The following is a 23,732-nucleotide window of genomic DNA, read 5'->3' on the forward strand; positions in this document are numbered from 1 at the left end:
AAGAAGCAGCTGTATTTTATTGGTTTTCATCTTGTATAAATCTTAATTTTGTAAATAAATCACACTCTTTAGAATAGTATTTTTCATTTGAATATCAAGGAAAGCGTCTGCGAGTTCATCGTATATTTTTTGATGAAAGTTAAAAAAATATGTAGGAAAATGCATGTAGTTTTATAACAGCAAAACGAGGGGAAATAATTCTTTTAACACGATAAAAAAGCCACTGAATTATCCAGCAGCTTTTTCCGTGTTTTTATCGCCATGCTTTTGTTTTCTTATGCTTGTAATGTAAATGAAGAGAAAAGCAATAAGTAATAGAGAGGAGTAACGATATACAGTTGCATAGTTTGTAAAATGAGCAATAAATCCAAATATAATCGCTCCAGCGCCGATTCCAAGGTCAAATGCGGAGAAGAATGTAGCCGTTGCTACGCCGCGTCGATGCGGTGCTACGCGGTCAATCATCCATGCTTGTAGTGCAGGTTGGATTGCTCCAAAACCACTTCCGTAACATGCTGCAGCAATAATTAAGCTCGGAATTGTCGTCGTATACGACAATAAAATAATGCCTGTAAAAGTTATAATAACTCCCGGAATGATGACGAATGTATGGCCTTTCGCATCATATAGCTTTCCAGAGAATGGACGAGTTACAGCGATTGCTAGTGCGTTACATAAAAAGAAGAGACTAATATCAGCTATGCCGACTTCTGTAGCAAATAGAGTGATAAAACTTCCGATTCCTCCGTACATTAATGTAATACATAATATTAATAATGAAGGAAGTAAAGCTTTACGCTCAATAAATCCATCGAGAAAAGTACTAGATGATTGTTGTGGAGGCTGTTTCGATTTTTGGATTTGAAGTAGTTTCGTTAATATTAATGAAACAATTGTGCACGATAATGCACATAAAAAAAGAATTGTGAAGTTATATGTTTGCATAAGCCATAGTCCGATAAGTGGACCGAGGGCCATTGCAATTGTTCCAGAAAGGCCAAAATATCCCATGCCTTCTCCGCGGCGAGCTGAGGGAATTAAATCAGAAACGACAGTTCCATATGTAGTCGTTGTAATACCGAAACCAGCTCCGTGTAAAATACGAACAGCAAGCAAGAGAAAGATAGTTGAGGCGAAAAGGTAACTGCCCATAGCGAGTAAACAGATAGCAGTGCCGATCATTAAAATGATTTTTTTATTGAATTTTTGCAAGGCGTTCCCAGTTAGCGGTCTAACAAAAAGTGCCGCAACGGTAAACATGCCGACAACAAATCCGATATTGGAACTTGTGCCACCAATTTCTTTCACATAAACAGGTAAGGTTGGAATTAACATTTGAAACCCTAAAAACATACATAAGTTTGCAAAAATTAAAGCAACAAACTCTTTCGTCCATAACGGTTCTCGTTTTACGAGTATTGCTTCTCCCATATATTCATCCCCTATATAAAGTTTTCTCTTTTCTTTCGAGTATATGTATTGGCCAATGCAACAGTCAAGGAAGGTGTCTTGAAAACGGATAACAATTTTTTAAGATGAAAAACTGACAAATTTGTGTAAAAGCTACACAACTATGAAAAAAAGATGTAAAGTATAGATGTATAGACTTGTAGGTGTTAAGAATGATAGAAATTGTTTTTTCTTTAAAGAAAGCGGATTCAAAAGAGTAGTGAACAAGAAGGGGATATATACTTTTTCACTACATATATTTGAAAAGGTTTACAATATGATGAAGAAAGAGGCGTGTACATATGAGACGATTAGGTATTTCTATTTATCCAGAACATTCAACAGTAGAGAAAGATAAGGAGTATTTAACATTAGCAAGTAAATATGGATTTACACGTGTGTTCACATGTTTATTATCTGTGGATGGAGAAAAAGAGAAAATTATAGAAGAATTTAAAGAAACGCTCTCTCATGCGAATGCATTAGGGTTCCAAGTATTAGTTGATATTAGTCCATCTGTTTTTGAACAATTAGGTATTTCGTATAATGATTTATCATTCTTCCATGAATTAGGTGCGTACGGTATTCGTTTAGATGTCGGTTTCTCAGGATTAGAAGAATCAATTATGACTTATAATCCGTATGGTTTGAAAATTGAGATTAATATGAGCAATGGTACGAAGTATGTAGATAACATTATGAGTCATAGACCAAATCGTGAAAATTTAATTGGTTGTCATAATTTTTATCCGCATCGTTATTCAGGGTTATCATACGATCATTTCATTAAATGCTCGAAACAATTTAAAGATTACGGTATGAGAACGGCAGCTTTTATTTCATCATTTGATGCAACATACGGACCTTGGCCAGTAACAGAAGGGTTATGTACATTAGAGCAGCATCGTGAATTACCAATGACAACACAGGCGAAGCATTTATTTGCGACTGAATTAATTGATGATGTTATTATTGCAAACGCATATGCGTCAGAAGAAGAATTACAAGCACTAGGTGCATTAAATAAAGAGAAACAAACATTTGATATAGAACTATATGATACAACGACAAAACTAGAAAGAATTATCGTATTAGACGAACCACATTTTTATCGCGGAGATGTATCTGAATATATGATTCGTTCTACACAAAGTCGTGTGAAATATAAAAAAGAAGAATTTAAACCTCATAATACGCGCGAAATTAAGCGTGGAGATTTATTAATTGATAATGAACAATATGGCCAGTATAAAGGCGAATTACAAATTGCATTAAAAGATATGGTGAATACAGGAAAAACAAATGTAGTTGGTCGAATTGTAGAAGAAGAGATTTTCTTACTAGACTATTTACAAGCATGGGATAAATTCGGATTCACATTAAAGAAATAGAGAGAATATAAAGGGGAAAAACTACTGATTTCAGCAGCTTTTCCCCCTTTATATATAAAGAGCGAGAGGAAGAGCTATGACAAAGGTGCATCAGCGATTAATTTCTATTTTAGAGGAATTTTTAGAAGAGAAATCGATGTTAAATCGAGCTTTTTTAGCGGGTCGTTTACATGTATCAACGAAGACGATTCAAAAGGATATAAAATTATTAAATGATATATTGGAAGAAAACGGAGCGAAAATCGAATCGCAAAGAGGGAATGGGTACGAATTAGAAATTATACAAAAGAAGAGATTTGAAGACTTTTGTGTGAGTCTATTTCAAAAACAGATGGAAAAGATCCCAACTTCTTATGAAGAAAGAATAGCGTACATTCTGCAGCGTGTTTTAATGATAGAGGGATATGTGAAGCTTTCAGAATTAGCGGAAGAGATGTATGTGAGCAAATCAACGGTCAATTTAATTATGAAAGATGTTACAGATATATGTGGTTGCTATGAATTACAAATTGAGAAGAGACCGTATTATGGTATACGTATTGTTGGAGAGGAATTTAATATTCGTTCTTGTTTATCACAATATGGTTTACCGCGTTATGACCATACTCCGTTTCATGAGCAATTTGAGCAGACGGAGACATATTTATCGCTACCTCATATATCACTCATTCGTTCAATTATATTAAAGTATATTGAAGGCGGAACAATATATTTATCTGATATAGAAATTGATAATTTAGTCATTCATATTGCAATCGCATTAAAGCGTTGTCAAAGTCAACATTATATAAAAGGACTGCATGCGGAGCAATCAGAACTTATACTAAAGAAAGAATATACAATTGCGAAGCAGATTTTAGGAGATTTAGAGAAAGAGTTGAAATTTTCATTTCCAGAAGAAGAAGTATTATATGTGACGATGCATTTATTAAGTACTGCTGTTACAACGAGAGATCGCTATGAAAATGTAGAAGAGCTATTAGGGAAAGATATATATGCATTTATGCAACATATTCTTTTTAAAGTAGCGGAAGAACGGAATCTTATTTTTTATTATGATGAAGAATTATTATTTGGATTTGGTATTCATTTAAAAACGTTATTAAATCGTTTGAAGTATAAGCTAAATACGAGAAATCCTCTTTTGGCAGAAGTGAAAAAGAATTATCCGTATGCTTTTGAAATTGCTGTTCTCGTTGGAGATATCATTGGTGAATATACGGGTGAATCGATCCCTGAAAGTGAAATTGGTTATATTGCAATTCACTTCGGCGGAGCGATGGGCCGTTTGCAGGAGCAAAATCAAAAGAAAAGATGCTTATTAGTTTGTGCGACTGGTCAAGGAAGTGCACAACTATTAAAATATAAAATTTTATCACAGTTCCGAGATAAATTAGAGATTGTAGGTATTACAGGCTATTATCAATTGAAAGTAGAAGATCTTTATAAAGAAAAAATAGATTGTATTATTAGTACGATTCATATACCGAGTGGCTTGCCTGTTCCAGTTATAAAAGTGAATTCAATATTTGATGATAAAGAGATTAAATCGATTGATCAGCGGTTGTTTACGCATGTGAATACTAGTGTGCAGCCTTATATTAAGGAAGATTTAATCTTTTTAAATCATAATGCTTCTACGAAAGAGGATGTTATTCAGTTTTTATGTGAAAAAGCTGCTGAGAAACGCTATGTACCAAAAAACTTTTATGCTTCTGTTATGGAGAGAGAAAATACGTCTCCGACAGCGGTTGGGAATTCAGTTGCGATTCCGCATCCGATGCAGTTATTAAGTGAGGAAACTTTTTTGATGTTTTGCACACTTGAAAAGGCTGTTGATTGGGGAGATAAAAAAGTACAAGTAATTATTTTATTTAGTGTAAAGCGCAATAATAATGAAGATTTGCAAAGGCTTTATGATTTTTTATATGATATTATGTCTAGTCAAACTACGATAGAGAAACTTACTCAGACTGAGGTAATTGAAGATTTTCAAGAAATTTTATTATCATTTTGAAAAAGTATATAAAAACTTCCGTTACATAACGGAAGTTTTTTATGTTTAATTGTATGCGTTTTCATAATAAGATAAAAATATAGAAAACATATAGCTTGGGGGAATTTAAAATGGCTGATATGCAAACTCCATTTGCGTTAATTTTACATGGTGGCAATGCGAGAAGCGCGGCGCTTGAAGCAATTGCTTTTGCAAGACAAGGAGATTTTGAGAATGCGAGTGAAAAGATGACACTTGCTAGTGAAGAGATTTCAGCAGCTCATCGCATTCAAACAGACTTAATTCAAGAAGAAGCAAGAGGAAATCATGCAGAAATCAGTTTACTGTTAGTGCATGCACAAGATCATTTAATGAATGCAATTACAGTGAAAGAACTGGCTGAAGAATTTATTGCTCTTCATAAACGAGTAGAAGAGAAAGTGACAGTATAAGATGTACATTTTATTATGTTGTGCAGCAGGTATGTCAACGAGTATGGTCGTAAGAAAAATGCAAGAAGAGGCAAAGAAACAGGGGAAGAATTATAAAATTAAGGCGGTTGATTCAGAACTTGTGAAACTTGAAATAAAGGAAGCCGATGTCGTTTTAATCGGTCCACAAGTGAAATATTTATTTCCAGCTGTAGAGTTTCTTGCGAACTCATACAACATACCAGTTGCGATTATAGACCAACGAGATTATGGTATGTGTGATGGTTTGAAAGTGCTTAAGCAAGCAGAACAATTAGTTTTAGCATAATTATATCTTTTTAAATATAAACATTATAATGTTATAAAGTTTATTTCATTCTTTTATAGTAGAGAGAAAGAGGAGGGCTATTGATGAATGGGTTTATGAGTTTTATGGAACAAAAGATTATGCCAACAACGCAAAAGATTGCAGGACAACGACATTTATTAGCAATTCGAAACGGAGTTATTTCTACATTGCCGTTAACGATTGTCGGATCATTTTTCGTTATCTTTTTAAATTTACCAATTGATGCATATATGGAATGGATTGCACCATTTCGCCATATTTTAGATATTCCATTCCGGTTTACAGTAGGTTTAATGGCGTTATACGCAGCATTTGGGGTAGGAGCTTCACTCGCAAACTTTTATCAGCTCAATCAGTTAAGTGCAGGGTTATTATCTGTACTCGCCTTTTTACTAGCATCAGTTGAACCAATTCAAATTACGAAAGCTGTACCAGGTGTTATTGATGCAGGTAGATATATTTCAGTAGGAGCATTAAGTGCAACGTCTTTATTTGGCGCAATTGTTACAGCATTAATTGCAGTAGAAATTTATCATTTTATGATTAAGCATAATATCTCGATTAAATTACCAGATAGTGTACCACCAGCAGTTTCAAATTCGTTTGCAGCATTAATTCCAACATTAGCAGTTATTCTTTTATTCTGGGGCATTCGCTACGGTTTGAAATTTGATGTGAATACAACGATCACATATTTAATCGCACCATTAAAATCAGTATTAGTAGGAAATAATTTATTCGGTGGTTTATTAACAGTATTCTTAATCGTGTTTTTCTGGTCATTCGGTATACATGGACCAGCGATTTTAGGACCAATTATTCGTCCGATGTGGGATTCAGCAATTCTTGAAAATATGGAAGTATTCACGGCTACAGGAAATGCACATCAGTTACCAAACTTATTTACAGAGCAGTTCATTCAATGGTTCGTATGGATTGGTGGATCAGGATCAACGTTAGCTTTAGTTATTATGTTTATGTTCTCTAAATCTAAGTTCTTAAAAGAGTTAGGTAGATTATCATTCGTGCCAGGCTTATTCAATATTAACGAACCAATTATTTTCGGTGCACCAATTGTAATGAACCCAATCTTAATTATTCCATTCGTTATTACACCGTTAGTGACAACGACGGTATCATATTTCGCAGTTGTTTCAGGTATGATTCCACTTATGATGGCGAAACTGCCATTTACGATGTTAGCACCAATTGCAGCGGTGATTAGTACGGACTGGACAATTATGGCTGGTGTACTTGTACTTGTTAACTTTGTTATCTCGTTCGTTATTTACTATCCATTCTTCAAAATGTATGAGAAACAACAATTAGCAGGAGAGGAGAAAACAGAATGCTCGGAGCAATTATCATTTTAATTACATTCGTGGTCGGACAGTGTATTGCTCATTATTCGAAATGGGTACAAAGTAAATCTTTATTAGTGTTACTACTAGTATCAGTTTTATTTATCGGTTGTTCAATGGGTGCATATGTAATGTTAGGATTGCAATCACCGTACGTAATTATTGTACCGACAATTTTATGTGCAACATGTTTATCTGCAAAATATAGATTTACGAGCATGGCATTAATACAACGTGTGAAGGAGATGCAAAAGCATGGAGCGTAAATTAGGAATTTCACTTTATCCAGAACATTCAACGAAAGAAAAAGATATGGCTTATATTTCCGCAGCGGCACGACACGGTTTTTCAAGAATATTTACTTGTTTGTTATCTGTGAATCGTCCGAAAGAAGAAATTGTAGCTGAATTTAAAGAGATTATCAATCACGCAAAAGATAACAATATGGAAGTTATTTTAGATGTAGCTCCGGCTGTGTTTGATCAGCTTGGTATTAGTTATAGCGATTTATCATTTTTTGCAGAGTTAGGCGCAGACGGTATTCGTTTAGATGTAGGCTTCGACGGGTTAACTGAAGCGAAAATGACGAATAATCCGTACGATTTAAAAATTGAGTTAAATGTAAGTAACGATATTGCGTACTTAGAAAATATTCTTTCGCATCAAGCGAATAAATCAGCTTTAATTGGTTGTCATAATTTTTATCCGCAAAAATTCACTGGTCTTCCGTACGATTATTTCATTCGCTGTAGTGAACGCTTTAAAAAGCATGGTATTCGCAGTGCAGCTTTTATTACATCACATGCTGCAAACATCGGTCCATGGGATATTAACGACGGATTATGCACGTTAGAAGAGCATCGTAACTTACCGATTGAAGTACAAGCGAAACATTTATGGGCAACAGGGCTAATCGATGATGTCATTATCGGAAATGCTTATGCGAGTGAGGAAGAGTTGGAAAAACTAGGAAACTTAAAACGCTACATGTTACAGCTAAAAGTGCACTTTGTAGACGAAGCGACTGAAGTAGAGAAGAGAGCTACGCTGCAAGAATTACACGTAAGGCGCGGCGACATAACAGAGTATATGGTACGTTCTACAGAAGTACGTAAAAAGTACAAAGACTATGACTTCCCAGTGCGCGAAAGTGTACTACAGGAAAGAGGGCAAGTTGTAATTGGTAATAACTCATTCGGAAAGTATAAAGGTGAACTGCAAATCATCTTGAAAGAAATGCCGATAGATGAACGGAAAAACATTGTCGGTACAATTGCGGAAGAGGAGTTATTCTTACTAGATTATGTAGGAGCTTGGACGCAGTTTACTTGTGTGGAATAAGGAAGATAGGGGGCGTTCCAAATTTTGGACCGCCTTTTTAATATTAAAGTACTTTTAACGTCAAAATTTGTCGGTAAATCGATATCTCTTGTCGAATCGTTGATATATTATAAGTTACGATAGATATATTCGAAAAATCGTTGATATATTGTAGGTTACGATAGATATATTTGAAAAATCGTTGATATAATTTTATTTACTATGTCATTTTTCAGTAGTTTAATAGAGTAAAAAAAGAGCCAGCCTCAACGATGAGACTGACTCTTTTTTACTAACTAGTTTAATACTTTAACTGTAACTGTTTTACGTCCCCAGCTACTTGATGTACCTTTATCTGGCATTAAAACGTCGATTTTATTACCTTTAATAGCTCCACCAGTATCACCAGCGATTGCTACTCCGTAACCTTCAACCCATACTTTTGAACCTAATGGAATTACACTTGGATCAACTGCAATAAGTTTCATGTTTGGATTAGCTGTTAAGTTATGACCTAAAGCTGATTTTACTTGGTCGCCTGCTTTATAACCATTTTCAAGTGGATCTGCTGTGTAAGCTGTTGCTACAACACGTAACTCACGAGAAGATGATGGTGCACTTGTTTCAGTTTCTTTTGCAACAGGTTGTTGTGTAGCTGGTTTTTGAGCTTTAGCCGCTTCACGAGCTTCAGCTGCTTCTTGAGCTTTAGCCGCTTCTTGAGCTTTAGCCGCTTCACGAGCTTTGGCTGCTTCGCGAGCCTTAGCCGCTGCTTGAGCTTCAGCATCTGCCTGAGCTTTAGCTGCTTCACGAGCTTTAGCCGCCTCTTGAGCTTTAACTTCTGCTTGAGCTTCAGCATCTGCCTGAGCTTTAGCTGCTTCTTGAGCCTTAGCAGTTTCACGAGCTTTAGCCGCTTCTTGAGCTTTAACTTCTGCTTGAGCTTCAGCTGCTTCGCGAGCTTTAGTTGCTTCTTGAGCTTTAGCTTTTGCTTGAGTTTCAGCTACTTCCTGAGCTTTAGCCGCTTCACGAACTTTAGCTGTATCTTGAACTGTAGTCGTTTTTTCAACTTTAGCTACTGGTTGAACTTTAACTGGTGCTTTACCTGTTAAGTAAGGAACATGAACATAAGCTGTTTTTCCGTTATATTCAAATTGAATCCAATCATTTTGTACTTGGTGTGTTGTTTCAATTACATCATCTTTTTTCAACTTACCAAGAATCTCTGAGTCTGTGTTTGCTCCAGCACGTACGTTTAATACGTTTGCTGTTACGTAGTAAGTGTCTTTTGTATAGTCAGCGCTTATGAAAGCTTCTTTACCGCTATTCAATTGAACTTTTGACCAACCATTTTCTGTATGTAAAACATTTACTTTATATCCATCTAATAATTTTCCTACAACTTTTGATTCAGTAGTTGGGTTTTCTCGTACGTTTAGTACGTCAGTCGTTACGATTGTTTCTGCTTTAGCAGATGTTGTGAAAATCCCAAGACCAAAAACCGCTGCTGTTGCTATACCCATAAATTTTTTCATAATAGCCTCCATTGCATTTGTTTTCGTTGACCTCATTATAGCAACCATTATTTTCTTATTTGCGAAAAACATAAAATTACAAAGCTTTCGTAACGGGGCATTAATATTCTGTAACAATTCCATAAATATCCTGATAGCGCTTCCTTGTTGTTTTTTGGCGTATCAGGGCATATGAAACACAAAATGAGTAGTATTTCAATTACTGTAACGTTAATAATGTTACAGTAATATTTCTGGGTGATATCTATAGCGTTACGAAAGTAGCATATTTTACTGTTTGAATGGAAATTTAGTTATAAAACGATAATCTTTTTAGGCGTGAAAATATATAAATGAGGTGAAATTTAATAAAATATCGATATAATTGTTACAAAATCAGTCGAAGTATGGAAAAAATTACGCCTTGATTTTCGTCTGTTACATAGTATTTTTGCAATAATAGAATTAGATAATAGCCTTATTACCTATAAATAATGAAGAGTATGAGAATGATAGTTGTAACGTGAAACATATATAATAGAAGAAACTCAATTTAGTAGATAAATAAAAAACGCAGGAGTGTAAACTCCTACGTTTTTGTTTATTCATATCGTAAACATTCAATTGGATCCAGTTTGGCAGCTTTGTTAGCTGGTAGTAGTCCGAATGCAATACCGATTAGCATTGAAATACCTACTGCAAGAAGTCCAAGTTCTTTTGAGACAACGAGTGGCCATCCAGCAAAGATTGAGACGATCCAAGCGAAGAAAATACCGAGCATGAATCCGATGAAACCACCAAGTCCTGTTAAAATACAAGATTCGATTAAGAATTGTGTTAATACTTTACCACGTGTTGCACCAAGTGCTTTACGAATACCAATCTCACGTGTACGTTCTGTTACAGATACGAGCATGATGTTCATTACACCGATACCACCAACAAGTAAGGAGATAGCAGCAATACCACCAAATACCATTTTCATCATACCGATTGATTCGTCTAGTTGTTTCGTAAATTCACCTAAATCTTGTGCTTCGAATTTGTGCTCAAATTTAGGAGCTTTCATTTCGTTTAAGACAGAAACGGCTTGTTTTTCTACACTTTTACGTTCTGTCGGAGAGGTCATTGTTAATCTTACAGAGTCATACTCATTTACTCCTGAAATGACAGGCGCATTTTCAAGTGATGTATAACCTTCAGGCATAGGCATTCCAAAGTCGTTTTTCGTTTCGTATACACCAACTATTTTATACGGCTTTCCTTTTATATCTGTGTATTGATTTGATTCCCAACCACTACTAAATAATTTGTTGAAAGCTTCTTCATTTAATATAACAGCAGGGATTGCTTGGTTTAGTTCACTGTCATTTAATTCACGACCGTGAACTAATTTTATTTTCGAATCTGTCATAAAGGCGCCTGTTCCACCTTTTAAATCAAGATTTACATCTTTTGAACCAGCAGATGCTTTTACTTTCATACTTACGTCTGGATACACATCTTTAACGCCAGGAACAGTTTGAAGACGGTTTAGCATATCAGGTGTGATTTTGGCACTATCTGTTCCGTAATCAGGATTGTTGTAGTAAATCGTTACTTCGTTATCTTTTCCTTGGCCTAATTCTTTTTTAAACTTTGCGTTTGTACCATCACCCATTGAAATGATAGTAATAATGGCACTAATACCGATAATAATACCTAACATCGTTAAAATAGAACGCATTTTATGAGCAAAGATAGAGGAAAGGGCCATGCGTATATTTTCACTCGTATTCAAAATTAACCTCTCCAATCTTGGACGATATTTCCGTCACGAATTACAATTTGACGTGCTGCAGCTTCCCCGATTTCACGGTCATGGGTAATCATAATAATTGTTGAGCCTTGTTTATTTAATTCGTAAAAGAGGTCCATAATTTGTGTACTCGTTTTCGTATCAAGTGCCCCCGTCGGTTCATCGGCTAAAATGAACTTTGGGTTATTTACGATTGCACGTGCAACAGCGACACGCTGCTTTTGTCCACCTGATAATTCGTTCGGTAAGTGAGTAGCGCGATCAGCTAAACCGACTTTTGTTAAAGCAGCTAATGAGCGCTCGCGTCTTTCTTTTTTATCGACTCCAGCGTAAATAAGAGGTAGTTCTACATTTTGAAGCGCTGTAAGTCTCGGTAATAACATGAAGTTTTGGAATACGAATCCGATCTCTTTATTACGTACGTGTGCAAGTTCTGTTTCAGTCATGTTTGAAATATTTTGACCGGCTAGTTCGTACGTACCTGTCGTCGGTTTATCTAAGCAACCGATAATGTTCATTAATGTTGATTTACCAGAACCAGAAGGTCCCATAATAGAAGTGAATTCTCCTTGGTTCAGTGTTACGTCAATTCCGTGTAATATTTGAACGGATTCTGCACCATTTTGGAAGGATTTCGTGATGCCTTTTAAGTTAATCACTGGGCGACAACCTCCATACCATCTTTTAAGTCTTTTTCAGGTTTAGAGATAATTTCCTCTCCTTTTTTCACTCCAGAAACTTTTGCTTCGCTATCAGTCTCGAATTCAACAGTAACTGCTTGTTCTTTCGCCTTACCGTCTTTTACAACGAAGACAACATTTTTGTCACCTTTTTTCACGATACTGCTTTTCGGAACAATTGTACCAGTTGCTTCGCCAGATTTACTTGTTACGTAAACGTGGAAGCCGTTTTGTAATTCGTCACTATTATCTAATGTGACAGTGAATTGATAGTTAGAAACAGTTTTATTTTCATCCATGCTCTTTAATGGTGTAGAACCGATTTCTGTTACTTTTCCTGTCCAAGTCTTACCAGCGACAGTTTTTGATGAAACAGTTACTTCTTGCCCAACTTTCATACTAGCAAGCTCATATTCAGAAAGTTGACCTTTTACTTTAAATTGACCAGCGTGACGAAGAGTAATTCCGCTCATACCTGTTTTTTCGTCAGCCGTTTTTACGATATCATCAATTACGCCATCAGCAGGACTTGTTACAGAAAGAGTGTTTACTTTCTCTTTTGCTGCTTTAATCATTTCATCAGCTTTTTCAACTTCAAACTTTTTCATTTCAAGTTGTGATTCTAATTGCCCAACTTCAACTTCTGATGCTTTTAATGCTTCAGCAGGAAGGCCTGCATTTTTATCTTTTTGTAATTTTTGTTTCGCCGCATCAATTTGTTTTTGGAACAACGTTACTTCTTTTTGTGCGATTTTCTTTTGCATTTCTGCTTCTGTTACACCTTGTTTCGCAGTCGGATCATTGTACTTAAATAGAAGCTGACCCTTTTTCACTTCATCGCCTTTTTTAACAGCTAATTCATATGTTCCTTTTGTTGGATCGAATGAAATAGTTTCAATTCCATTTGGAATAACTTCGCCACCAAATTTTTGCGCGTTTTGGATTTGTTTTTCAGTTACTTTATATCCGCTATATGCCATTGCTACTTCTGAACCGCCACCAGCAAATGCAAAGTATGATCCAGCTGCAATTCCGATTGCTACTACACTAGTAATTAACACTTTATTTTTCTTCTTCATCTATTTATCACCTTTTCGTTCGTTTTAGTATCTACATTAAGTATAGAAGAGGTGAAGAATCTGACAAATCGTTTTAGCTTACAATAACCTTACAGTTTTGTAAGGTATGAATATGCAAATGTAAGGTAGAGGTTGTCCTAGTGTAAGCAAATGAATTGACTCGTCGTTTCTTTCTTACAATAATATTGTATGGAGGAAAGGAGGAAGGAAGATGGAAGCTTATTTTAGCGCGCACCCATTAAAACCATTTATTCCATACTCAAGGCAACACGCCCTTATATTATTTATTATGTTGGTGGGGATATTTTTTCTGTATCAATACCAAGATTTATTACGTCAAAGTGAGTGGAATATAACAGTTCGATATGCGATTGCATTTTTATTTATATGGAGTGAAATTGGGCTTCATATGTGGGAATGGAAAGCAGGGATTTTTGAGTTAGCTACTTCATTACCGTTTGAATTATGTACGATTAGTTTATTATTAGCGTCGATTATGATCGTAACGAAAAGTTACCGTATATATGAGATTGTATTTTTTACGGGAATTATTGGTGCATCACAAGCCATTTTAACACCAAATTTGCAATATGCTTTTCCGCATTTTCGTTTCATTGAATATTTTATCGCGCATGTATTGCTCATTTGGGCACCACTCTTTATGACTTGGGTGGAAGGCTATAGACCGACCTTGCAATCTATTAAGCGTACGATGATATTTTTAAACATATTGATTCCGCTTGTTTCGTTTGTGAATTACAAAACAGGTGGTAATTATATGTTTTTAGCTCATAAGCCAGAAACAGCTTCATTACTCGATATGTTAGGGCCACATCCTTACTATATTATTTCATTAGAAATAGCTGCGCTTATTGGATGTTTCATTTTGTATATGCCGTTTGCGAAAAGAGAAAGGCATGCGCATAAAGAATCACTAGGATCATAGCCTAGTGATTTTTTGTCTTTAAAATATTTACAATTCAGAAAATTAAGAATAAAATTAGAGGATAAATTATATATAGAGAGAAGGGAAAACGTGGTCAAAAAAGTTTTTCTAAATGGAATGGAAGTGACGATTCAATTTCTTATTTCGATTTTGGGGATTATTATTTTAGGGGCTTTGCCGAAATTATTTTATGGATTTAAGGTGGATGTATCAAAGTACATACAGAGTTTAAAAGAAGTGTTTGTGAACTTAATGGATATTTCCAATTTGCAATATGTGAAAGGTAAATTTTTATTTCCACAGTTGTTCGTCCATTATAAAGAAACGATTATTATTTTTTTGGCTGCTTTTTTCATTTCATTATTTATAGCATTTTGCATTGTTTATGTCATTATGAGTAGTTCAATGCGTATACAACATCGAATTAAATCATTTCTTATCTTCCTAGAATCCATTCCAGATATTCTTCTTATTTTAGTATCACAAATTTTAGTTGTATGGTTTTTTAAACAAACAGGTTTTTTACCTTTTCAAATTGCGTCAATTGGAGGCGAGTCGATTAGAGGGTTGCCAATATTGTGTTTGAGCATCCCGACTACGATTATGTTTGTAAAAATAGTAGTGCTTCGTTTTGAAAATGAACTAGAAAAAGATTATGTACTATTTGCTAAGGCGAAGGGTTTAGGGCGTTTTCATATTTTAAATCGTCATATTTTACGAAATGTGTTGCTTAGTACACTATTCTTTGCGAAAACGAATATCTTTTTTATGTTATCTAATTTATATATTATAGAATGGATTTTTAATACGGGTGGTATTTTTATGTTTTTGAAATCGTATGAGGGTATTAGAGTTGAGGTTTTCATCGTTAGTATGCTGCTTATATATATCCCGATATTTATTTTATTCAAGCTGTTTCATTATTTCATTCCAGCTGCGATGAAGGAGAGATTATAATATGTGGATGTATATAAAACGCGATAAAAGATTTTGGATAAGTATTGGATTTCTTCTCATATTAGTTCTTTTGAGCATCGGAAATACGTTATGGAATGATGGACACATTAGACAAGTTACATTGCAATATGATGCGGATGAAAATCCACAAGTGCCACCGTTTTCACCTTCATTCCAATTTTTACTCGGGACAGATCGGAAAGGATACGACCTTTTACATTTAGTTATTGAAGGCGCGAAGTGGACGATTGGTATATCTATTTTAATTGCGGCACTTAGAATGGTAATAGGTGTGTTCTTTGGTGTTGTACTTGGAACATATGTAAGAAGAGGTTTTTCAAAGATTGAGGCTTTTTTTGATAGTTTCACAGTTATTCCAACAGTTATGATTGCGTATTTTTTTCTTCAATTTGCAAATCTATTTGGAAGCGGAGAGGAAACAACAAGCTTTTTTGAAAGAGCTTCGTTTCAAGTGGTATTACTTGTAATGCTTGTAATGCCAGTTATTGCACTGTATGTTGCGAAGGAAGTTCGTAAATTACAAACAGAAGAATTTGTTGATGCCGCGCGCATATTAGGCGGCTCGAGAAGACGTATTGTTATAAAACATCTTTTTCCGCATCTCTATATGACTTTTATACTCGTATTTCTTCAACAGTTTACGCAGACTCTTACTATTTTACTGCACTTAGGATTACTGGAAGTATTCTTTGGTGGAACAGTTAGTTTTTTGGGGCCAGTGGAAGAAGTGGAATCTTATACGCATGAATGGTCAGGTTTAATTGGGGTATACTTTAGGTCATTAACGGTGCATCCATGGATTCCTCTCGTACCAATTACATTTTTCGGCCTAACTATTTTTTCAGGAAATATGATTGTGAAAAGTATAGAAGAGGCGATGATGAAAGTCAGGTTAGGAGGAGAGAGAAAGAGAAAAGATGTAGAAGAGGAACAATCTGCTTTGCAGTCAAAAGAAGAGTTATTTACTTTTAAGCATACGATGTGAAGAGAAAGAAGAAGCAAGCATGGAATTTCATGCTTGCTTCTTTTCTTTATTTTGTAGAAACTTCACCTGCAGCTTCTGTTTGCGGAATAAAGTATCCAATTATACCACCGATTATTGCTGGAATGATCCAGCCAATTCCTAAGTTATAAAAAGGAATGGTGTGTACGATATTAGCGATAAAATCTGGTATCATTTCCACATTATCAAGTGCGTGAATACAGCTAATAATAAATGCTGCGATCATCGCTCCGATGTAGACAGAAGGTTTACGTTTCGTATATTTATCGATAAATGATACGAAAATTAAAATGATTGTAATTGGGTACAAAATAATTAATACAGGTAGTGTGATTTTAATTAATAAGCTTAATCCTAAGTTTGAAATAACGAAACTAAAGATACAAACGTATAGCACAAGCTTTTTGTATGAAACATTTGTTAGCACTGTTGTGAAGTAATTTGCAAATGCACTTACAACGCCAATTGCCGTTGTTAAACAAGCGAAGATAATGGCGATACTTAATAAAATATTACCGCTTGTCCCAAAGAATTGATACATAACAGCAGCTAATAGTTGACCACCGTTTTCGAATTGCCCTAAGTTTCCGTTTGAAGCTCCGATATAACCGAGTAAGAAGTAAACAATTGTTAAGAATAGAGCAGCGATACTTCCGCAAATGATTGTATATTTCGCGATAGATTTCTTCTCTTGTATACCGTTTTGACGAATTGCATTTACAACAATTGTTGATAGTACGAGAGCGCCAATTGCATCTAACGTTAAAAATCCTTCAAGAAATCCTTTGAAAAACGGGATGTCTTTATAGTCACCGATAGGCTCTGCAAACGTTCCTGGTGAAAGAATCGCTTTTGTTGCCATAATTGCAATAATTACAAGTAAAATTGGCGTTAATATTTTACCGATATGATCTACTAGCTTGGATGGATTTAATGATAAGAAGTAAACGACTGTAAAGAAAATCGCACTAAAAACTAACATAGAATACCATTGATCTGGGAAAAGTGGTGCAATCCCGATTTCATAAGATACAGATCCAGTTCGTGGAATAACAAATAGTGGGCCGATTGAAAGATAAATAATGATAGCGAATACTGCTGCGAATTTTGGATGAACACGGCTCGCTAAAGTGTTAAAACTACCACCAGCAAGGGCAACAGCAACGATAGCAAGTAAAGATAAACCGACGTCTGTAATAATAAACCCTGTAATGGAAACCCACATATTTTCTCCGGAAGAAAGACCGAGAAGGGGCGGGAAAATCATATTACCAGCACCGAAGAAAACTGCGAATAGTAATAAACTAATCGAAAGTATTTGCGCTGGTTTTAAAGTTGTATGCATATAAAGAAAATCCTCCTAATGAGTGTTTTTGTCGAAAATTCAAATAATTTGTCGAGTAACTGTTATTATTTTAAAGGTCTGATGACTAGAAAGCAATAGGGAATTTTGAAAATATTAAAAAATAATGCATTAAATCGAATAAATATACTATTTATATGTTTAATAGGAAGGATTTAACTTTTAACATAAAAAAACACATATCGCTAGGATACGTGTTTTAAAAAAATATTTTTTTATCGCGTTCTTCTTTTAAAATTTCAACTGCTTCTCGGAAACGTTGTGAATGGACAATTTCTCGTTCACGTAAGAAGCGTAGGCTGTCATTTATATCTGGATCATCTGATAAGTTAATGAGCCATTGATATGTTGCGCGTGCTTTTTCTTCAGCTGCAATATCCTCGTATAGATCGGCAATTGGATCACCTTTAGCCTGTATATAGGTTGCAGTAAATGGAACACCAGCAGCGTTATGGTAATGAAGAGCACTGTCATGATCAGCGTAATGAGGGTCAAGACCAGCAGCTTTCATTTGTTCAGGGGTCGCATCTTTCGTCAGCTTATAAACCATCGTAGCAATCATTTCAAGGTGAGCAAATTCTTCTGTACCAATATCAGTAAGTAGGCCAATGACTTTATCAGGAATTGTATAACGTTGATTTAAGTAACGTAGTGCAGCAGCTAATTCTCCATCTGCACCACCGTATTGCTCGATTAATAATTTTGCAAGTGCGGGATTGCAAGTTCCCACTTTAACTGGGTATTGTAATTTCTTTTCATAAATCCACATAGTTTCTCTCCTTTATATTTGCCATGGCCAAGGACCTTTGCTCCATTCCCAAGGGGCATTAGAATAGCTATTTCCAAACTGTTGGAGTGGTCCGTATTTTTCTTCCATCTTTTGTTTTAATACTCTCCGTTTATAGGAAAAGTCATTAAATTGATTAATCGCAGCGGTGTCATCTGGATGTGTATCTAAATAAAGAGTGAGTTCAACTAGTACAAAGTCTAATTCTTGAAGCTCCAGTAAAAGCTGATAGTATTCTTCTGGTAGCGATTGATTCACGTCAGTAGTCACCGCCCTTTTTTATAAGGATTTTCATAATAGTCATAAAAAACAGGCCATAAAGTCCCTTTTTGTAGTGCTTCTTTTGGTGTGAATTGCGGCAAGTTTGGCGGTTGAAAGCCTAAAAATAAATTAGGAGGAGTAGAATAATATTTTTTTCCGATAGGAGGACAAGGATCGAGAGGGCTATGATAGGGCACGAATGATCTCATATATTTATTCACGAATAAACCTCCTTACATGTTCATTACTACGTATTGTATTCAGACATAATGAGCATTTATGACACATATAAAAAAGTAATAGGTACGGGGGGAATGAATGTGGAGACTGTGAAACAATTCATTGTATTGGAAGTAAAGAACTTAAAGGAAACTCTGTATTTTTATGAAGGGATTTTAGGGATAACACCTAGTTCAGAAAGGCCGCAATTAGATGTTACAGGGGTTTGGTATGATACTGATTCAACGAGAATTAGTTTTGTGATGAATCGCAGTTTGGGCGGGCGTGAGAAGAGTGTTACGGACTCAGTTGATGTTCTAACGTTTTCAATTTCTAACATAGAGAATGTAAAGAAGAGGTTAGTATTTTATAAAATCGCATATACAGAAAACAAAAGTGAGAAGAGTATTGTGGTACAAGATCCGGATGGATATAAACTTCAAGTGATAGAGAAGGATGAATAGACGGAGGGGATTTAGTGGAGAGAAATTATGAAGAAAGTGCGTTGTTTGAGCATCAATTTTGGTTAAAGGTACTTACTGATCATGCACAATTTTTACTGGATGCATTAGCTCCGAAGGAAAAAGAGGATATAAAAAAAGCTACTTACTTTGTTGAAACATTTACGAATTTGTTAAATAAAGTTCGGAATGTGAATCTGATGGCATTTTCAAAAGAGGCAGAACAAGCCGCTAAGGAGATTCGGGCGTTTAAATTAAATATTATACAGAAACAGCTGGAAGGGAAAATTACTATTCATTTTACGCCAACTTTTATTAATCATATGGTAAACGAAGTGGAAGAGTATATAACAGTTTTAGAGTTTTTGAAGAAAGGGGAAGTTCCGCCTGTTTTTCATGAATTACATTATCATCTCGTTTGGTTAACGGATGCGGCTGGTCATGCAGGCTCTATTTCTGGTGGATTAGATCTTGTTGAAAAAAGATTGAAAGAGAAAAGCGAAGAATTTACGAAGCATTTTGAACAATTTTACTTAAAGGCAGTTGAAATGACAGGGTATTTACGGACAGAGCTGCATCATTTTCCTGCATTAAAGAAGTTTACGAAAGATGTTTCACTTGAATTGAAATTATTTTCGCATTTTTTACATGAAGTGGAAGAGCTCGAGTTATCTCATGAAGTATTAAGTGCACTATCAGCTAGAATGGCAGATCATATGGCAAGAGAAGAATGTTACTACTTATTAAAACTAGCTCAATCGTCTGGACTTGAAATGCCGAAATGTAATCCGCTTTAAAGAAAAAGAGGTCAATTTTATTTGGCCTCTTTTTCTGTTTTATTCTCTCTTTTTATTTTTGCTTGTTCAATACTTGCTTGTAATGTCTCCATAATATTAATGATGTTCGGAGCTGGAGAGATTGTTTCGGTTTTTTCCTGTTGTTCAATTTTGTTTTCGATTAGTTCGGTAAGGGCTTCTTTATACTCATCTGTATACATCTCTTGTTCAAAAGGATTTGTAAGATGGTGGATTAAATTGATTGCTGCTGTGAGTTCTTGTTTTTGAATCGGATAATTTTCGTTACTTGGTAAGTTAGGTGTATTTGTTATAGCGCGAATTTCATTAGGGTAGTGAATAGTTTGCAACATAAGACCATCTTCAAAGTTGCGGATAATAGCTAAATGTTGTTTTTTTCTAATGGAAATATGGATAAGACCAAGTTTATTTGTACGTTCAAGAGCTTCTTTTAATAATAAATATGATTTTTCATATCCTGGGGTAGGTCCTATAAAATAAGAGCGATCATAGAGAACAGAATCAATTTCGTTATTTTGGACAAAAGATATAATACGAATGGATCGTGGTTCATGAGCTTGTTGTAATTCAGCTAATTCTTTTTCATCCATAATAATATATTTATGAGGTGCGTATTCATAGGCTTTTACAATATCGTTATCATCAATTTCTTCATCCGTACAATCGGGAGCGAACTTTTTATATTTAATAGGTGTTAAGCATTCTTTATGGAGACTTAAAAATTTTATGTCGTTTTCTTCTACGGCACTATATAGTTTGATGCCTATATTTAATAGTCCAAGTGAAAGTGCACCTTTCCATACAGTATGCAAATGAAACATCTCCTTTCGTTCAAAAATGATTATGTATATTATGAGATAGTAAGAAATTTCCTATACGTTTTTTGTTTTTTACGAAAGGGATTGGGATATAAAATATATTGACAAGCCCTCTGAAATATTTTAATGTGAGTGTATAAAATTGTGTATAAAGGGGAGTAACTTATTACAGTAAAGTCGTCATTACAGGGAGAAACCCTCGGCTTTATTGGCAACGTTTCGTTGTTAGTGAGACCTTTACCAGCAATGGTAAAGGCCCCTTTCTGTCTTTTTGAGGACCCTTACCATATTTGGTAGGGTCCTTTTCGTATACAAAGAGAGGAGATATAAAAATGAAAAAACTTATTAGTAGATTAAGAGTTGTATTTCATGTTCGCCGATTTGTTCCATTCCTATTTGACTTTTTTACTTCAAAAGAGGTTTCAATAAAGAAGAAAATTTTATCTGTTGCTTTTTTAGTTGGTTATGTTGCGATGCCGCTTGATTTAATTCCAGACTTCCTACCGTTTATCGGTATTTTAGATGATATTGGAATTGTGTTATTTATTTTGAACCGAATTGTAAAAATGGCGCCAGTTCAATTACAAGAAAAGCATAACGTAAACGTAGGATAGGAGTTAAAATATGGAGCAAATGATTTTAGATATAATCGAGTTTTTAAAGCAGTTTTCTTATTTTGGAGTTGTATTGGCTTTAACTTTCGAATTTATTCCGGCAGAAGTCGTTTTGCCTATGGTTGGGTATTGGGTATACGAGGGAGATATGAATTTTTGGCTAGCTGTATTAGCTGGAACACTTGGCGGAACGACAGGACCGTTAACGTTATACGCACTTGGTTATTATGGTGGTCGTCCGCTATTAATAAAATACGGAAAATACTTCTTTATTAAAGAAGAACAAATTCAAAAAGCAGATGACTTCTTTGAGAAATATGGACCAGTTGTAGCATTTGTGGGACGCTTTGTACCAGGAGTTCGAACACTTATCTCTGTTCCATGTGGCATGGCAAAAATGAACATATGGAAGTTTAGCATATATACATTTGTAGCAATGTTCCCGTTAACGACGTTATATGTCTATTTTGGAATGAAATTAGGTAAGCATTGGGCAAAAGCGGCGGATGTTGTTGGACAATATATGCTACCGATATTACTAGTCGTAGTTATTATTGTAGGTGGTATATTAATCTATAAATTTATGAAAAAAAGAAACAGAACGGAATCTATCTAGTCATTTGAATATTTTTTGAAAATAGATGAATCGTACAGGCAAAAGACTCTGAAGGACATACACATATAGGGAATAAAAAAAGAGAGAGGGGAAAACAACTATGTCTTGTGAGTGCTCAGGGGCTGCATTAACTTGTTGTCCAGATAAAAATTATGTACAAGATAAAGTGTGTAGTCCGTGGTCTGCTACTGTAGTTGCGACAGCAATCGATAATGTTCTTTATACAAATAATATTAACCAAAACGTAGTTGGTACTGGTTTTGTTAAATATGATGTTGGACCAGGCCCAATTACTGTAGAGGTGCTTGATTCAGCTGGTACTGTAATAGATACACAAACATTAAATCCAGGAACGAGTATCGGGTTTACGTATCGTCGTTTCGATATTATACAAGTCGTGTTACCTGCAACACCTGCTGGAACGTATCAGGGAGAATTTTGTATTACAACACGTTATCCACTTTCATAGCAGAATAGGAGAGGATCAAAATGGGAATGAGAAGTTCCAGTTTGTCTTGTTGTTCTAATAAAACACTTGTGCAAGATCAAGTATGTACAGACTGGTCTATTACAGGTGCTGGTACTCAAATTGTATATACAAATAATATCACGCAAGAAGTATATGGTTCAGGTTACGTGAAATATGATGTAGGGGCGGCTCCAATTACAGTTGATTTTTTAGTAGGCGCTACAGTAGTTGATACTGTTACTGTTCAACCGCAAAGTAGTGGTACTTTCACTGTACGATATTTTACGACTGTTCGAATTACTACGACAGGAACAACTGTTAATCAAGGAGAGTTTTGTATTACTGTACGTTATCCGATTTCATAAAAAAAGCATACCGTAAATGGTATGCTTTTTTTATGAAATTGGTATTTTAGAAGCGACGTGTAAATTCGCAACAGTACTTACCTTCTAAATATAATGAAGGACTACTTTCTATATTAATAATACTGACAGATTGTAAGTCTTTTCCTGTGTAAGATATTGTATTACCAGGAAAAACAGTAAAAATATTAGTTACTGTTCCAACGATTTGAATTGTAACCGCTTCTGTGCTGCTAGTACTATTATAAACCGAGACGGTACCTGATATAAGTAGTATTGCATCACTTTGCCACAGTATTATTGGCTGTGATTTATGTTTGGCAGAGGAAATAATGTTATTCGTTATAAGGAAATTTCCAGCAAATTCATTTGTTACTAGTTCGTAATTTGGATTTGGAGGAGAGGGCGGTGGACAGGGATTTGGGCAAATAATAGATAAAGGAGCGAAACAGCCAATATTTTTTTGTTTCTTCAATACAACCCCTCCTTTTAAGTTGTCTTTTACTATTATTAAATGTAGAAGCATGGCCGATGTGTTAAAAAAAGAAGGAAATGTTAAAAATTAAGATTGTCTAATAGGCTTAAACCTTAACTTATCATTAGTGTTATAGAAAAGATTATATGTAAATGGTCATAGGAAAAGAATGATTAGACTCTT

The 23,732-nt window shown here is 35.0% G+C and carries 27 protein-coding genes; 16 read left to right on the top strand and 11 right to left on the bottom strand.

The window, feature by feature from the left end:
• Positions 1-228 precede the first annotated feature (228 nt).
• Positions 229-1,431 (bottom strand): MFS transporter, encoded by a 1,203-nt coding sequence (locus ACTFRY_RS21930; protein WP_000503237.1) that lies wholly within the window; start codon positions 1,429-1,431, stop codon positions 229-231.
• Between the two features lie 320 nt (positions 1,432-1,751).
• Here ACTFRY_RS21930 and ACTFRY_RS21935 point away from each other — a divergent pair, with 320 nt between their 5' ends.
• The 7 genes from ACTFRY_RS21935 (at position 1,752) to ACTFRY_RS21965 (ending at position 8,318) form a co-directional block, all read left to right on the top strand.
• On the top strand, positions 1,752-2,840 hold the full coding sequence (locus ACTFRY_RS21935) for a DUF871 domain-containing protein (RefSeq protein WP_098616983.1): 1,089 nt from the start codon (positions 1,752-1,754) through the stop codon (positions 2,838-2,840).
• A gap of 76 nt (positions 2,841-2,916) precedes the next feature.
• Positions 2,917-4,857, top strand: coding sequence for a BglG family transcription antiterminator (locus ACTFRY_RS21940; RefSeq protein WP_098616982.1), 1,941 nt, complete (start codon positions 2,917-2,919; stop codon positions 4,855-4,857).
• Positions 4,858-4,967: 110 nt separating this feature from the next.
• Positions 4,968-5,288, top strand: a complete 321-nt coding sequence (locus tag ACTFRY_RS21945; RefSeq protein WP_098616981.1) for a PTS lactose/cellobiose transporter subunit IIA — start codon at positions 4,968-4,970, stop codon at positions 5,286-5,288.
• A gap of 1 nt (position 5,289) precedes the next feature.
• On the top strand, positions 5,290-5,595 hold the full coding sequence (locus ACTFRY_RS21950; protein ID WP_000275642.1) for a PTS sugar transporter subunit IIB: 306 nt from the start codon (positions 5,290-5,292) through the stop codon (positions 5,593-5,595).
• 83 nt (positions 5,596-5,678) lie between these two features.
• Entirely contained in the window at positions 5,679-6,989 is a 1,311-nt protein-coding gene (locus ACTFRY_RS21955) for a PTS sugar transporter subunit IIC (protein ID WP_098616980.1), read from the top strand.
• Positions 6,965-7,243, top strand: a complete 279-nt coding sequence (locus tag ACTFRY_RS21960; protein ID WP_000900048.1) for a hypothetical protein — start codon at positions 6,965-6,967, stop codon at positions 7,241-7,243. The genes ACTFRY_RS21955 and ACTFRY_RS21960 overlap by 25 nt, the downstream gene beginning before the upstream one ends.
• The gene (locus ACTFRY_RS21965) at positions 7,233-8,318 is read left to right on the top strand and encodes a DUF871 domain-containing protein (RefSeq protein WP_098616979.1); all 1,086 of its coding nucleotides are present in this window, start codon (positions 7,233-7,235) and stop codon (positions 8,316-8,318) included. Before ACTFRY_RS21960 ends, ACTFRY_RS21965 begins: the two co-directional genes overlap by 11 nt.
• Positions 8,319-8,593: 275 nt before the next feature.
• On the opposite strand, the gene entC is transcribed toward ACTFRY_RS21965, so the two are convergent.
• From entC to ACTFRY_RS21985, 4 genes are all read right to left on the bottom strand, one after another.
• Positions 8,594-9,949 carry a cell wall-binding protein EntC gene (entC, locus tag ACTFRY_RS21970; protein ID WP_141541494.1) on the bottom strand — a complete coding sequence of 452 codons (1,356 nt, stop codon included), beginning with the start codon at positions 9,947-9,949 and terminating at the stop codon, positions 8,594-8,596.
• A gap of 457 nt (positions 9,950-10,406) precedes the next feature.
• Complete coding sequence (locus ACTFRY_RS21975) at positions 10,407-11,561, bottom strand: ABC transporter permease (protein ID WP_406741370.1); 1,155 nt, start codon at positions 11,559-11,561, stop codon at positions 10,407-10,409.
• Between the two features lie 26 nt (positions 11,562-11,587).
• Positions 11,588-12,262 carry an ABC transporter ATP-binding protein gene (locus tag ACTFRY_RS21980; RefSeq protein ID WP_000609104.1) on the bottom strand — a complete coding sequence of 225 codons (675 nt, stop codon included), beginning with the start codon at positions 12,260-12,262 and terminating at the stop codon, positions 11,588-11,590.
• Complete coding sequence (locus tag ACTFRY_RS21985; RefSeq protein WP_016117202.1) at positions 12,259-13,362, bottom strand: efflux RND transporter periplasmic adaptor subunit; 1,104 nt, start codon at positions 13,360-13,362, stop codon at positions 12,259-12,261. The genes ACTFRY_RS21980 and ACTFRY_RS21985 overlap by 4 nt, the downstream gene beginning before the upstream one ends.
• A gap of 211 nt (positions 13,363-13,573) precedes the next feature.
• On the opposite strand from ACTFRY_RS21985, the gene ACTFRY_RS21990 reads away from it, so the two are divergent.
• From ACTFRY_RS21990 to ACTFRY_RS22000, 3 genes are all read left to right on the top strand, one after another.
• A complete protein-coding gene (locus ACTFRY_RS21990) occupies positions 13,574-14,308 on the top strand; it encodes a YwaF family protein (RefSeq protein ID WP_098616978.1) in 735 nt (244 codons plus the stop codon).
• A 90-nt stretch (positions 14,309-14,398) separates the two neighbouring features.
• Complete coding sequence (locus ACTFRY_RS21995) at positions 14,399-15,265, top strand: ABC transporter permease subunit (protein ID WP_044796333.1); 867 nt, start codon at positions 14,399-14,401, stop codon at positions 15,263-15,265.
• 1 nt (position 15,266) lies between these two features.
• Positions 15,267-16,271: an ABC transporter permease gene (locus ACTFRY_RS22000; protein ID WP_098616977.1), complete on the top strand. Its 1,005-nt coding sequence runs from the start codon at positions 15,267-15,269 to the stop codon at positions 16,269-16,271.
• A 46-nt stretch (positions 16,272-16,317) separates the two neighbouring features.
• On the opposite strand, the gene brnQ2 is transcribed toward ACTFRY_RS22000, so the two are convergent.
• From brnQ2 to ACTFRY_RS22020, 4 genes are all read right to left on the bottom strand, one after another.
• A complete protein-coding gene (brnQ2, locus tag ACTFRY_RS22005; protein ID WP_086391556.1) occupies positions 16,318-17,634 on the bottom strand; it encodes a branched-chain amino acid transport system II carrier protein BrnQ2 in 1,317 nt (438 codons plus the stop codon).
• Between the two features lie 217 nt (positions 17,635-17,851).
• Complete coding sequence (gene cotJC / locus ACTFRY_RS22010) at positions 17,852-18,421, bottom strand: spore coat protein CotJC (protein ID WP_000265273.1); 570 nt, start codon at positions 18,419-18,421, stop codon at positions 17,852-17,854.
• 12 nt (positions 18,422-18,433) lie between these two features.
• A complete protein-coding gene (locus ACTFRY_RS22015) occupies positions 18,434-18,697 on the bottom strand; it encodes a spore coat protein CotJB (protein ID WP_001076510.1) in 264 nt (87 codons plus the stop codon).
• 8 nt (positions 18,698-18,705) lie between these two features.
• Positions 18,706-18,921 carry a spore coat associated protein CotJA gene (locus ACTFRY_RS22020; protein ID WP_001046257.1) on the bottom strand — a complete coding sequence of 72 codons (216 nt, stop codon included), beginning with the start codon at positions 18,919-18,921 and terminating at the stop codon, positions 18,706-18,708.
• Between the two features lie 48 nt (positions 18,922-18,969).
• On the opposite strand from ACTFRY_RS22020, the gene ACTFRY_RS22025 reads away from it, so the two are divergent.
• On the top strand, positions 18,970-19,383 hold the full coding sequence (locus tag ACTFRY_RS22025) for a VOC family protein (RefSeq protein ID WP_137074714.1): 414 nt from the start codon (positions 18,970-18,972) through the stop codon (positions 19,381-19,383).
• 14 nt (positions 19,384-19,397) lie between these two features.
• A complete protein-coding gene (locus tag ACTFRY_RS22030) occupies positions 19,398-20,177 on the top strand; it encodes a DUF2935 domain-containing protein (RefSeq protein WP_000440975.1) in 780 nt (259 codons plus the stop codon).
• A 17-nt stretch (positions 20,178-20,194) separates the two neighbouring features.
• Here the strand turns inward: ACTFRY_RS22030 and ku are convergent, their stop codons facing one another.
• Positions 20,195-21,007 (bottom strand): non-homologous end joining protein Ku, encoded by an 813-nt coding sequence (gene ku / locus ACTFRY_RS22035; protein WP_000557747.1) that lies wholly within the window; start codon positions 21,005-21,007, stop codon positions 20,195-20,197.
• Positions 21,008-21,345: 338 nt separating this feature from the next.
• Between ku and ACTFRY_RS22040 the strand changes: the two genes are divergently transcribed.
• The 4 genes from ACTFRY_RS22040 (at position 21,346) to ACTFRY_RS22055 (ending at position 23,077) form a co-directional block, all read left to right on the top strand.
• On the top strand, positions 21,346-21,627 hold the full coding sequence (locus ACTFRY_RS22040; RefSeq protein ID WP_000733852.1) for a YkvA family protein: 282 nt from the start codon (positions 21,346-21,348) through the stop codon (positions 21,625-21,627).
• Between the two features lie 10 nt (positions 21,628-21,637).
• On the top strand, positions 21,638-22,243 hold the full coding sequence (locus ACTFRY_RS22045; protein ID WP_098616975.1) for a DedA family protein: 606 nt from the start codon (positions 21,638-21,640) through the stop codon (positions 22,241-22,243).
• Positions 22,244-22,343: 100 nt separating this feature from the next.
• Positions 22,344-22,712, top strand: a complete 369-nt coding sequence (locus ACTFRY_RS22050) for a DUF3992 domain-containing protein (protein ID WP_016117208.1) — start codon at positions 22,344-22,346, stop codon at positions 22,710-22,712.
• A gap of 20 nt (positions 22,713-22,732) precedes the next feature.
• Positions 22,733-23,077 carry a DUF3992 domain-containing protein gene (locus tag ACTFRY_RS22055; RefSeq protein WP_000525813.1) on the top strand — a complete coding sequence of 115 codons (345 nt, stop codon included), beginning with the start codon at positions 22,733-22,735 and terminating at the stop codon, positions 23,075-23,077.
• 46 nt (positions 23,078-23,123) lie between these two features.
• Here the strand turns inward: ACTFRY_RS22055 and ACTFRY_RS22060 are convergent, their stop codons facing one another.
• Positions 23,124-23,549 (bottom strand): S-Ena type endospore appendage, encoded by a 426-nt coding sequence (locus ACTFRY_RS22060; protein WP_016117209.1) that lies wholly within the window; start codon positions 23,547-23,549, stop codon positions 23,124-23,126.
• Positions 23,550-23,732: the final 183 nt, after the last annotated feature.

The sequence above is a fragment of the Bacillus cereus group sp. MYBK195-1 genome (assembly GCF_051916605.1).
Classification (GTDB): Bacteria; Bacillota; Bacilli; order Bacillales; family Bacillaceae_G; genus Bacillus_A; species Bacillus_A cereus.

Coding starts and splice junctions, on each gene's coding strand:
- ACTFRY_RS21930 (WP_000503237.1), bottom strand. CDS start 1,431: ATGGGAGAAGCAATACTCGTAAAACGAGAACCGTTATGGACGAAAGAG.
- ACTFRY_RS21935 (WP_098616983.1), top strand. CDS start 1,752: ATGAGACGATTAGGTATTTCTATTTATCCAGAACATTCAACAGTAGAG.
- ACTFRY_RS21940 (WP_098616982.1), top strand. CDS start 2,917: ATGACAAAGGTGCATCAGCGATTAATTTCTATTTTAGAGGAATTTTTA.
- ACTFRY_RS21945 (WP_098616981.1), top strand. CDS start 4,968: ATGGCTGATATGCAAACTCCATTTGCGTTAATTTTACATGGTGGCAAT.
- ACTFRY_RS21950 (WP_000275642.1), top strand. CDS start 5,290: ATGTACATTTTATTATGTTGTGCAGCAGGTATGTCAACGAGTATGGTC.
- ACTFRY_RS21955 (WP_098616980.1), top strand. CDS start 5,679: ATGAATGGGTTTATGAGTTTTATGGAACAAAAGATTATGCCAACAACG.
- ACTFRY_RS21960 (WP_000900048.1), top strand. CDS start 6,965: ATGCTCGGAGCAATTATCATTTTAATTACATTCGTGGTCGGACAGTGT.
- ACTFRY_RS21965 (WP_098616979.1), top strand. CDS start 7,233: ATGGAGCGTAAATTAGGAATTTCACTTTATCCAGAACATTCAACGAAA.
- entC (WP_141541494.1), bottom strand. CDS start 9,949: ATGGAATTGTTACAGAATATTAATGCCCCGTTACGAAAGCTTTGTAAT.
- ACTFRY_RS21975 (WP_406741370.1), bottom strand. CDS start 11,561: ATGGCCCTTTCCTCTATCTTTGCTCATAAAATGCGTTCTATTTTAACG.
- ACTFRY_RS21985 (WP_016117202.1), bottom strand. CDS start 13,362: ATGAAGAAGAAAAATAAAGTGTTAATTACTAGTGTAGTAGCAATCGGA.
- ACTFRY_RS21990 (WP_098616978.1), top strand. CDS start 13,574: ATGGAAGCTTATTTTAGCGCGCACCCATTAAAACCATTTATTCCATAC.
- ACTFRY_RS22000 (WP_098616977.1), top strand. CDS start 15,267: ATGTGGATGTATATAAAACGCGATAAAAGATTTTGGATAAGTATTGGA.
- brnQ2 (WP_086391556.1), bottom strand. CDS start 17,634: ATGCATACAACTTTAAAACCAGCGCAAATACTTTCGATTAGTTTATTA.
- cotJC (WP_000265273.1), bottom strand. CDS start 18,421: ATGTGGATTTATGAAAAGAAATTACAATACCCAGTTAAAGTGGGAACT.
- ACTFRY_RS22025 (WP_137074714.1), top strand. CDS start 18,970: ATGAGCATTTATGACACATATAAAAAAGTAATAGGTACGGGGGGAATG.
- ACTFRY_RS22040 (WP_000733852.1), top strand. CDS start 21,346: ATGAAAAAACTTATTAGTAGATTAAGAGTTGTATTTCATGTTCGCCGA.
- ACTFRY_RS22045 (WP_098616975.1), top strand. CDS start 21,638: ATGGAGCAAATGATTTTAGATATAATCGAGTTTTTAAAGCAGTTTTCT.
- ACTFRY_RS22050 (WP_016117208.1), top strand. CDS start 22,344: ATGTCTTGTGAGTGCTCAGGGGCTGCATTAACTTGTTGTCCAGATAAA.
- ACTFRY_RS22055 (WP_000525813.1), top strand. CDS start 22,733: ATGGGAATGAGAAGTTCCAGTTTGTCTTGTTGTTCTAATAAAACACTT.